The sequence below is a fragment of the Azorhizobium sp. AG788 genome (assembly GCF_943371865.1).
GTDB lineage: Bacteria > Pseudomonadota > Alphaproteobacteria > Rhizobiales > Xanthobacteraceae > Azorhizobium.
The window spans coordinates 70,526-79,871 of sequence record NZ_CALRWL010000027.1; the positions used below are offsets into that span (position 1 = coordinate 70,526).

At 68.7% G+C, this 9,346-nt stretch carries 10 protein-coding genes; 5 read left to right on the plus strand and 5 right to left on the minus strand.

Annotation, left to right across the window (positions count from 1 at the left end; all coding sequences use genetic code 11):
• Positions 1–29 precede the first annotated feature (29 nt).
• The 5 genes from gsiC to AAG816_RS16280 are packed head-to-tail and all read left to right on the plus strand — an operon-like array spanning position 30 to position 4,704.
• Positions 30–950, plus strand: coding sequence for a glutathione ABC transporter permease GsiC (gene gsiC / locus AAG816_RS16260; protein WP_341990705.1), 921 nt, complete (start codon positions 30–32; stop codon positions 948–950).
• Positions 947–1,855, plus strand: coding sequence for an ABC transporter permease subunit (locus AAG816_RS16265; protein ID WP_341990706.1), 909 nt, complete (start codon positions 947–949; stop codon positions 1,853–1,855). The genes gsiC and AAG816_RS16265 overlap by 4 nt, the downstream gene beginning before the upstream one ends.
• 1 nt (position 1,856) lies before the next feature.
• A complete protein-coding gene (locus AAG816_RS16270; protein WP_341990707.1) occupies positions 1,857–2,900 on the plus strand; it encodes a P1 family peptidase in 1,044 nt (347 codons plus the stop codon).
• A gap of 10 nt (positions 2,901–2,910) precedes the next feature.
• The gene (locus tag AAG816_RS16275) at positions 2,911–3,729 is read left to right on the plus strand and encodes a M55 family metallopeptidase (protein ID WP_341990708.1); all 819 of its coding nucleotides are present in this window, start codon (positions 2,911–2,913) and stop codon (positions 3,727–3,729) included.
• Positions 3,730–3,750: 21 nt separating this feature from the next.
• Complete coding sequence (locus tag AAG816_RS16280) at positions 3,751–4,704, plus strand: isoaspartyl peptidase/L-asparaginase (RefSeq protein WP_341990709.1); 954 nt, start codon at positions 3,751–3,753, stop codon at positions 4,702–4,704.
• Positions 4,705–4,722: 18 nt separating this feature from the next.
• Here AAG816_RS16280 and AAG816_RS16285 read toward each other — a convergent pair whose 3' ends face one another.
• The 5 genes from AAG816_RS16285 to AAG816_RS16305 are packed head-to-tail and all read right to left on the minus strand — an operon-like array spanning position 4,723 to position 9,182.
• Positions 4,723–6,126, minus strand: coding sequence for an MmgE/PrpD family protein (locus AAG816_RS16285; RefSeq protein WP_341990710.1), 1,404 nt, complete (start codon positions 6,124–6,126; stop codon positions 4,723–4,725).
• A 13-nt stretch (positions 6,127–6,139) separates the two neighbouring features.
• Entirely contained in the window at positions 6,140–7,054 is a 915-nt protein-coding gene (locus AAG816_RS16290) for an aminotransferase class IV (RefSeq protein ID WP_341990711.1), read from the minus strand.
• A gap of 8 nt (positions 7,055–7,062) precedes the next feature.
• Positions 7,063–7,839 carry an amino acid ABC transporter ATP-binding protein gene (locus AAG816_RS16295; protein WP_341990712.1) on the minus strand — a complete coding sequence of 259 codons (777 nt, stop codon included), beginning with the start codon at positions 7,837–7,839 and terminating at the stop codon, positions 7,063–7,065.
• 3 nt (positions 7,840–7,842) lie between these two features.
• Positions 7,843–8,514, minus strand: coding sequence for an amino acid ABC transporter permease (locus AAG816_RS16300; protein WP_341990713.1), 672 nt, complete (start codon positions 8,512–8,514; stop codon positions 7,843–7,845).
• Positions 8,511–9,182, minus strand: coding sequence for an amino acid ABC transporter permease (locus AAG816_RS16305; RefSeq protein ID WP_341990714.1), 672 nt, complete (start codon positions 9,180–9,182; stop codon positions 8,511–8,513). The genes AAG816_RS16300 and AAG816_RS16305 overlap by 4 nt, the downstream gene beginning before the upstream one ends.
• Between the last annotated feature and the right edge of the window lie 164 nt (positions 9,183–9,346).

Consider the following 9,346-nt stretch of genomic DNA (forward strand, 5'->3'; position numbering starts at 1 on the left):
GCCCTTTTCGCGTCCGATTGAATGCCGCCATGCTGGACTATCTCGTCAAACGCCTCGTCGGCATCATCCCGGTGATCTTCGCGATCTCCCTGGTGGTGTTCGCCTTCGTGCATCTTTTGCCCGGCGATCCGGCCCGGCTGGTGGCCGGGCTCGATGCCTCGCCGGAAGATGTGGCGGCGGTGCGCTCGTCGCTGGGGCTCGACGGCCCGCTGTGGCAGCAATATCTGCACTTCGTCGGCAATGCGCTCCAGGGCGATTTCGGCATCTCGCTGAAGACCCGCCGCCCGGTGATCACCGAGATCGGCGAGCGGCTGATGCCCACCGTGTGGCTCACGGTGGTGGCCATGATCTGGGCCACCGTGTTCGGCCTGCTGATCGGCGTGCTCTCCGCGGTCAAGCGCGGGCGCTGGCAGGATTATGGCGGCATGATCATCGCCATCTCCGGCATTTCCTTTCCCTCCTTCTGGCTCGGCCTGCTGCTGATCAATCTGTTCTCGGTGCGGCTCGGCTGGTTGCCCACGGGCGGCTACGGCACCTGGCAGCATTTCGTCATGCCGGCCTTCACCTTGGGCCTCGGGGTGGCCGCCGTGATGGCCCGCTTCACCCGCTCCGCCTTCGTGGAGATCGCCCGCGAGGATTATGTGCGCACCGCCCGCGCCAAGGGCGTGCCGGAGAAGCTGGTGATCTGGAAGCACACCTTGCGCAATGCGCTGGTGCCGGTGATCACGATGACCGGCCTGCAATTCGGCTTCCTGCTCGGCGGCTCCATCGTGGTGGAAACGGTGTTCAGCTGGCCGGGCCTGGGGCGCCTGCTGGTGGATAGCGTGTCCTATCGCGACTATCCGGTGATCCAGGCGGAAATCCTTCTGTTCTCGCTGGAATTCATCCTCATCAATCTCGCGGTTGACGTGCTCTACGCCTTCGCCAATCCGGAGATCCGCTACAAATGACCGCCGCGACCTCCGCACCCACCCCAACCCCCGCACCCATGGTCGCTGCGACCAGCGACATGCGCACGCCGCTCGGCGAATTCTGGCGCCGCTTCCGCCGGCAGAAGGTGGCGCTGATCGCCGGCGCCTTCCTGCTCATCTTGCTGGGCGTCGCCGTGTTCGCCCCGTTCGTGGCGCCCTATGACCCCTCCGCGCCGGACTATATGGCGATCCTGGAAGGCCCGTCTGCCGCCCATTGGGCCGGCACCGATGCCTATGGCCGTGACGTGTTCAGCCGCATCCTCTTCGGCGCCCGTATCTCGCTGGCGGTGGGCTTTCTCTCGGTGTCCCTGGGCGGGCTGGTGGGCGTCTCGCTGGGGGTGATCTCGGGCTACTACGGCGGGCTGATCGACAGCGCCATCATGCGGGTGTGCGATGTGCTGCTCGCCTTCCCCGGCATCCTGCTCGCCATCGGCGTCATCGCCATCCTGGGGCCGGGCATCGACAATGTGATCTATGCGGTGGCGGTGTTTTCCGTGCCCATCTTCGCCCGGCTGGCGCGTGGCTCCACCTTGTCGCTGAAGCACGCGGTCTATGTGGATGCGGCCCGCGCCATCGGCGTCAAGGACCGGGTGATCATGCTGCGGCACCTGCTGCCCGGCGCGCTGCCCAATGTGATCGTCTATTTCTCCATGCGCATCGGCACCTCGATCCTCACCGCCGCGAGTCTCAGCTTCATCGGCCTCGGCGCCCAGCCGCCCAGCCCGGAATGGGGCGCCATGCTGGCGGACGGGCGGGCCTATATCGGCGTCGCCGACAGCGTCACCATCTTTCCGGGCCTGGCCATCTTCCTCACCGTGCTGGCGTTCAACCTGTTCGGCGACGGGCTGCGCGATGCGCTGGACCCCAAGCTGCGGATGGCCTGAGGTGCGGCGCGCCCGCGATTTCGGCCTTGTCTGCGGCACCTTGCCGACCGGGCCGCTCAATGCGATCACCGACGTGCCCGGCGTGCGGGTGGGCCATCGCACTTTGATCGCCGGCGACGTGCGCACCGGATTTAGCGCCGTGCTGCCCCATGGCGGCGACCTGTTCCGCGACAAGCTTCCGGCGGCGGTAGAGGTGATCAACGGCTTCGGCAAGAGCTGCGGGCTGATCCAGGTGGCGGAGCTGGGCCAGATCGAAACGCCGCTGCTCTTGGGCAATACGCTCTCGGTGGGCACCGGCTTCGAGGCCTTGGCCCGGCGGGCGCTGGCGGCGAACCCGGACATCGGCCGCGAGACCGGCACGGTCAATCCGGTGGTGCTCGAATGCAATGACGGCTGGCTGTCCGACATCCGCGCCATGGCTTTGACCGTCGAAGACGCTTATGCCGCGCTCGATGCCGCCACCGACGGCCCGGTGGCGGAAGGGGCGGTGGGCGCCGGCACCGGTATGAGCGCGTTCGGCTTCAAGGCCGGCATCGGCACCGCCTCGCGGCTGCTGGCGCTAGACGGGCGCGACCATCATCTGGGCGTGCTGGTGCTGGCCAATTTCGGCCGCGCCGGGGATCTGATGCTGCCCGATGGCCGCCGCCCCATTGTGCCCAAGCTGCGCAAGAGCGACTTTGCGGCGGCGGACGCGCCGGAACGCGGCTCGGTCATCATCGTGCTGGCCACCGACATCCCGCTGGAGACCCGGCAATTGAAGCGCATCGCCCGCCGCTGCGGGGCGGGGCTGGCGCGGCTGGGGGCGTTTTGGGGCAATGGCTCGGGCGACATCGCGCTGGCTTTTTCCACCGCCCATCGCATCGCCCATGATGAGCGCGCCGATCTGGTGGCCCGCACCATTCTCAATGAAAACCGCATCGATCTGCCGTTCCGCGCGGCGGCCGATGCCACCCAGGAGGCGGTGCTGAACGCACTCCTCGCTGCCCCCGCCACGCTCGGCCGCGACGGCCATATGCGCCCGTCGCTGGCGGATGTGCTGGGCTGAAGGAACACCGATGAAAGTCTACATTTCCGCCGATATCGAAGGCGTCGCCGGCGTCGTCTCGCCGCAACAGTGCACCCCCGGCAATGCCGAATATGAGCGCGCCCGCCGGCTCATGACCGAGGAGGTCAATGCCGCCATCTCCGGCGCCTTCGCCGGCGGGGCCACCGAGGTGCTGGTCAACGACGCTCACGGGCCCATGACCAACATCCTGCCCGAACTGCTGGATGCCCGTGCCGATCTCATCCTCGGCAAGCCCAAGCCGTTCAACATGCTGGCGGGGCTGGAGCGGGACTTCGAGGCGCTGTTTTTGGTGGGCCACCATGCGGCGGCGAGCGGCTTCGGCGTGCTGGCCCACACCACCAACAGCTTCGCCTTCCGCGAGGTGCGGCTCGCCGGCCGGGCGCTGGGCGAGCCGGGCATCTATGGCGCCTTTGCGGGCCAATTGGGCGTGCCGGTGGCGCTGGTGACCGGCGATGACCGCCTGGTGGCGGAGGCGAGCGAGCTGTTCCCCAGCGCCGAGACGGTGTGCGTGAAGACCGCGCTCGGCCACCGCGCCGCCCGCCAGATCTCGCTGGACAAGGCCCGCGCCGCCATTGCCGCCGCCGCCACGCGGGCGGTGCGCGACCGTCGCGCGCTGGTGCCGTTCGTCCTCGAGGGGCCGTTCGTGGCGGAATTCGTCATGAACGCACCGGCGCTGGCCGATCAGGGCGCGGTGCTGCCGCCCGCCCGGCGCCTGGATGCCACCACATTGGCCTTTGCCTGCGCCGATGCCGCCGAGGCGGTGGGCTGGATGACCGCTCTGTCCGCCATGTCCGCCGTCCTGCGTTGAGGAAGCCCCAAGGAAATCCCCATGTCCGGTGTCGTGTCCGATTGCGTTTCTGATTTCGCCCCGGTGCTCGCTTTGCATGGCGGCGCCGGCACCTTGCGCCGCGCGGCCATGACGCCCGCGCGCGAGGCGGCCTATCATGCCGGCCTGATGGCGGCGCTCAATGCCGGGCGGGTGGTGCTGCAGGCCGGCGGCACGGCGCTGGATGCGGTCACTGCCAGCGTGATGGCGCTGGAAGATGATCCCTTGTTCAACGCCGGGCGCGGCGCGGTGCTCACCAGCGCCGGCACCCAGGAGATGGACGCGGCGATCATGGACGGCACCGACCGCCGCGCCGGTGCCGTGGCGGGCCTGTTCGGCCCGCGCAACCCCATCCTTGCCGCCCGCGCGGTGATGGAACAGACCGACCATGTGCTCTTGATCGGCGCCGGGGGCGAGGCCTTCTGCCGCGACATCGGGCTGGAGTTCATGCCGCCGGATTATTTCCTCACCCAAGCCCGCCAGGAGTCCCTCGCCCGCGAGTTGGAGCGCCGCGCCAGCGGGGCGGCGGACGATGGCGATGCGGCGCGCAAGCATGGCACCGTGGGGGCGGTGGCGCTGGATTGCCGCGGCCATCTGGCGGCGGCCACCTCCACCGGCGGCATGACCGCCAAGCTGCCGGGGCGGGTGGGCGACAGCCCGGTGATCGGCGCCGGCACCTTTGCGGACGATGCCACCTGCGCGGTGTCCGCCACCGGCCATGGGGAGTTTTTCATCCGCTATGCGGTGGCCCATGAGATCAGCGCCCGCATGCGCTGGGCGGGGCAGAGCCTGAAGAAGGCCAGCGAGGGCATCGTCGCCGAACTGGCGCCGCTGGGCGGCTCCGGCGGGCTGGTGGCGGTGGACCGCACCGGCGCCATCTCGCTGCCGTTCAACAGCGAGGGCATGTATCGCGCCTGGATGGATGCCAGCGGCGCCTTGCACACCGCCATCTTCTGACCGGCCGGTGCGCCGGCTTCAGCTTGGCGGGCGTCCCGCGCTCAATGCCAGCAGGGCGGAGACGTCGCTCTGGTGTTCCAGATCGAGCACCGCCGCCTCGATCCGCTCCACCGCATCCGCCGACAAGGCACAGGCGGCATTGGCGCGGAACTTGGCCACCACCGCCTCCGGCGCCATGGGCCGCTCCAGGCAGCCCAGCGGATAGATCAGGCGCGGCCCTTCGAACCAGCGCCCGAAGGCCATCACCCGCACCTGCCCGGCGGGGCGGCGGGTTTCGCCGCTCATCTGGGCATCGATCTCGTCGTCCTTGCGCACCCAGACGCGGGCGGCCAGCGCCGCGCGCGCGGTGTCGGACGACGAGATGTCCGCATACCAGCGCGCCTTCGGCCGCCCCAGCGCCAGGCTGGCGAGGGCGAACGGCAGGCTGAACTGCGCATCCACCAGGGTGCGGGGCGCCACCTCCATGAAATCCCGCGCCAATCCGGCGGAGGTGAGCACCTCGATGGCCTCGATGGCGTCCGGCGCCAGCGGCCGGTCGGTGCGCACGCCCTCGAACGATTCCAGTGCCGTGTGCATCCAGCGGCAGGTGGGATAGGGCTTGAAGCTGGCGTGCCGCGCCCACCAGCTGTCCCCCAGCCCGTCGCTCAATAGGGCCGGATCGAACTGGTCCGAGCCCATCATGCGCCAGAAGCCATTCTCGCCGTCCAGCACATCGGCGGCGCCGGTCAGTCCGGCGCGCTCGAACTGCACCGCCCGCACGCCCGCTTCAGCGGCGGGGGCGTTGAAATCCTTGAAGGAGACCAGCGGGCGGGCCTGCCAATTGTATTTGCGCAGGCTCGGCACCGGCGCCAGCGTGCCGGCAAAGCCGAACGCATTGGCCATCTGCGCGCCATTCAGCCCCAGCAGCCGGCCATAGGCCGCCGCCGCCCCCAGCGCCTGGTGCTGGCACACCCCATACACCTGCCGGAACCGGCCATAGCTCGGCTGCATGGAGAGGATGACGCGGCCGTTGATCTCATAGGCGGCGGCCAGGGCCGTGAGCAGGGTGGCGCCATCGCTGCCGGCTTGGGCCGCGCCGCTCAGCGCCGCCGCCACCAGGGTGGCGCCGGGGTGGCCCATGCCCTTGCCGTCCACCTCGAAGCCGTCGTCATGGTCCAGCGCATTCATCGCCGCCGCATTGGCGAAGGCCGCGCCCGCCGGCGCCAGCGATGTGGCGGTGCCCAGCACGGGGCAGGGGCCGCGCGCATGCTCGCCCTCCACGCTATTGAGCACCCGGCGGGCGAGGTCTGAGCTGGCCCCCGCAAGGCCGCAACCGATGGTATCCAGCAGATGCAGCTTGATGCTCTCGCGCACATCAGCGGGAATGTCCGCCAGCGCGAGATTGGCGGCGAAATCTGCCAGTTGGCCGGTGCGGGAGGTCATTGCGGGCAAGGGCTCATGGTGTGTGGGTCAGCGCATCATAGAGCGCGGACAGGCGCTCGGTGACCGGGCGCTGCCCCACCGCGCCGATGGCCCGCCCATCCAGCCGCGCCACCGGGGTGACGCCGCCGAAGGTGCCGGTGACGAAGGCTTCTTCGCTATTATAGGCCTCCGCCAAGGTGAAATCAGTCTCGCGCACCGGAATGGCATGCGCGACGCACAGGTCCAGCACCTTCTGCCGGGTGATGCCCTTGAAGCAATAGCGCCCGGTGGAGGTGAGCACCGCACCATCCTTGACGAAGAACAGGTTGGTGGAGTTACAGCTGGAGACGAAGCCGTGCGGATCCAGCATCAATGCCTCATGGGCGCCGGCGGCGATGGCCGGCAGCAGGGCCTGAATGAGATTGAGGCGGCTGTGGGAGTTGAGCCGCAGATCAAAACTGTCCGGCGCGCTGCACCGCACCGGCGAGGTGGCCAGCACCAGCCCTTCGCGCTTGATCTGCGGATCGGGCAGCTTGTGCTCGGCGACGATGGCGATGGTGGGCCGGCCCAGCGCATTGCGCGGGTCCTGGTGGATGGTGGTCTTCTCGCCACGGGTGACCATCAGGCGGATGTGGACGCCATCGGTCATGCCGTTGGCGGTCATCAGCTCGTGCAGCGCGCGGGTGAGGCCGGCGCGATCGAGGCCGATGTCCAAGGCGATGGCCTTGGCGCCCGCTTCCAGGCGCTTGAGATGATCGTCGAGGAACACGAAGCGGCCGTCGGTGAAGCGGATGCCCTCCCACACCCCGTCGCCCAGGCCGAAGCCGGCATCGAAGATGGAGACCATGGCTTGCGCCCGCTGCACCAGCTTGCCGTTGAGCCAGATCAGCACGCCGTCATTGCGGGCATCGTGGTTCGGCGTCTGCGCGCCTTTGCCGGTCAATTGCATGATGGGGCTCAGATCCGGAATGCGGTGAAGCGTTCGAGGAAGCGCTGGGTGCGCTCCTCGCGCGGGGTTTTCAGCACCTGTTCGGGGGGGCCATCCTCCAGGATGCAGCCCTCATGCAGGAACAGGATGCGGGTGGCGAAGTGATAGGCAAAGCCCAGTTCGTGCGTGACCAGCAGCATGGTGCGGCCTTCATCCGAGAGGTCGCGGATGACGCTGAGCACCTCGCCCACCAGTTCCGGATCGAGCGAGGAGGTGGGCTCATCGAACAGCAGCACTTCCGGGTCCATGGCCAAGGCGCGGGCGATGGCGACCCGCTGCTGCTGGCCGCCGGACAGGCGCGAGGGATAGGCATCGGCCTTATCCGCCAGCCCCACCTGGGCGAGATGCTTTTGCGCCCCCGCCCGCGCCTCGGCCTTGCGCCGGTGCAGCACGGAGAGCGGGCCTTCCATGACGTTTTCCAGCGCGGTCATGTGCGGGAACAGATTGAACTGCTGGAACACCATGCCCACCCGCGCCCGCAGCGCATTGAGTTCAGCTTCGCGATAGCGGGTGCTGCCGTCCGGCTTCTGGGTGCCGATGGGCGCGCCATCGAGGAAGATGCGGCCCTTGGTCGGCATTTCCAGCACGTTGAGGCAGCGCAGCAGCGTGCTCTTGCCCGAGCCGCTGGAGCCGAGGATGGCGATGCGCTCGCCCCGGCGCACCTCCAGATCGATGCCCTTCAGCACCTCATTGGGGCCGAAGCTCTTGTGCAGGTTCTCCACCCGCAGGACCACGTCTGTGCTCATGGCTCAGGCTCCGCTCGCGGCAAACCGGCGCTCGAGCGCGTAGGACGCCAAAGTGAAGGGATAGATCAGCACGAAATAGATCAGCGCCACCACCGTGAAGGTCTCCAGCGGCAGATAATTCTGGCTGCTGAACAGGCGGGCCGTGTACATCAGTTCGTGCACGGTGACGATGGAGGCGACCGAGGTGTTTTTGGCCAGTTCCACCGCACGATTGGTGAAGGCCGGCACCATGCGCCGCACCGCCAGCGGCAGCACCACCCGCCACAACAGCCGCGCCCGGCCCATGCCCAGCGCCCGGCCCGCTTCCCATTGGCCCGCCGGCACCGCCTGGATGCCGCCGCGATAGATCTCCGCGCAATAGGCGCAGGCATTGAGGCTGAGCGCCAGAGCGGCAGCGGCGAAGGCGGGCAATTGCAGGCCGGTGACCACCGGCAAAGCGTAATAGAACCAGATCAGTTGCACCAGCACCGGCGTGTTGCGGAACACCTCCACGAACGCGCGCGCCGGCCAGGCGATCCAGCGGTTCTGGGCGATGCGGGCGAGGCCGAAGAACAGGCCGCCGCTGAGCCCGGCGCCGAGCGCGATCGCCCACAGCGCCAGGGTCAGGCCGCAGGCTTTCAGCAGCAGGTCGATATTGGCGAAGACCTCGCCGAATTGCAGTTCGGGCAAGTTCATCGGGCGCCCGCCTTGCGGCCGCGCGCTTCCAGCCATTCCGCCACCTGGCTGGCGGAAAACAGGATCACGAAGAAGATGCCCGCCACCACGGTGTAGACTTCCAGCGGCCGGTAGGTGGTGGTGACGATGACCATGGCGCTGTAGATGATCTCATGGAAGGCCAGCGCCGCCGCCAGCGTGGTGGTCTTCACCAGTTCGAAGCTGCGCTCCACGAAGGGCGCTGCCATGCGCCGGGCGGCCTGGGGCAGGATGATCCGGCGCATCAGCCGGGTGCGGCTGAGGCCCAGCGCCCGCCCGGCTTCCCATTGCCCGCGCTCCACCGCCTTGATGCCGCCGCGGAACACTTCGGCGAAGAAGGCGCTGGACTGGATGCCCAGCGCCGCCAGGGCCGCCGCGAACGGCGGCAAGGTGAGGCCGAAGGCCATGGGCAGGCCGTAGAAGAACCAGAAGAAATGCACCAGCGGCGGGGTGTTGCGGTAAAACTCGATAAAGGCCAGCGCCGGCCAGGAGAGCACCCGCCGCCCGGACAGCCGCATGGCCGCCAGCACCCCGCCGCACGCCACGCCCACCGCGATGCCGGAGAGGGACAGGATCAGCGTATGGCCGAGCCCGTCCAGCAGGATATCGGCATTGCGCGAGACCGCGGAAAAGTCCCAGACATAGGCCATGGTCGGGTTGCTCGGCTCCTGTTTTGGGGGGCGGGTGGACGGTGTGGGCAAGGGGGCCGCAAGGTTTGCGCGTCAGAGGCTAGCCCTCGTCGAACCGGCCAAGAATCGGCGGCCGTTTCACCCCCCACCCTGACCCTCCCCCGCACGGGGGGCGGGGAACCCGC

Excerpts from the sequence above, each read along its gene's own strand:
- gsiC (WP_341990705.1), top strand. The coding sequence starts at position 30 with ATGCTGGACTATCTCGTCAAACGCCTCGTCGGCATCATCCCGGTGATC.
- AAG816_RS16265 (WP_341990706.1), top strand. The coding sequence starts at position 947 with ATGACCGCCGCGACCTCCGCACCCACCCCAACCCCCGCACCCATGGTC.
- AAG816_RS16275 (WP_341990708.1), top strand. The coding sequence starts at position 2,911 with ATGAAAGTCTACATTTCCGCCGATATCGAAGGCGTCGCCGGCGTCGTC.
- AAG816_RS16280 (WP_341990709.1), top strand. The coding sequence starts at position 3,751 with ATGTCCGGTGTCGTGTCCGATTGCGTTTCTGATTTCGCCCCGGTGCTC.
- AAG816_RS16285 (WP_341990710.1), bottom strand. The coding sequence starts at position 6,126 with ATGACCTCCCGCACCGGCCAACTGGCAGATTTCGCCGCCAATCTCGCG.
- AAG816_RS16290 (WP_341990711.1), bottom strand. The coding sequence starts at position 7,054 with ATGCAATTGACCGGCAAAGGCGCGCAGACGCCGAACCACGATGCCCGC.
- AAG816_RS16295 (WP_341990712.1), bottom strand. The coding sequence starts at position 7,839 with ATGAGCACAGACGTGGTCCTGCGGGTGGAGAACCTGCACAAGAGCTTC.
- AAG816_RS16300 (WP_341990713.1), bottom strand. The coding sequence starts at position 8,514 with ATGAACTTGCCCGAACTGCAATTCGGCGAGGTCTTCGCCAATATCGAC.
- AAG816_RS16305 (WP_341990714.1), bottom strand. The coding sequence starts at position 9,182 with ATGGCCTATGTCTGGGACTTTTCCGCGGTCTCGCGCAATGCCGATATC.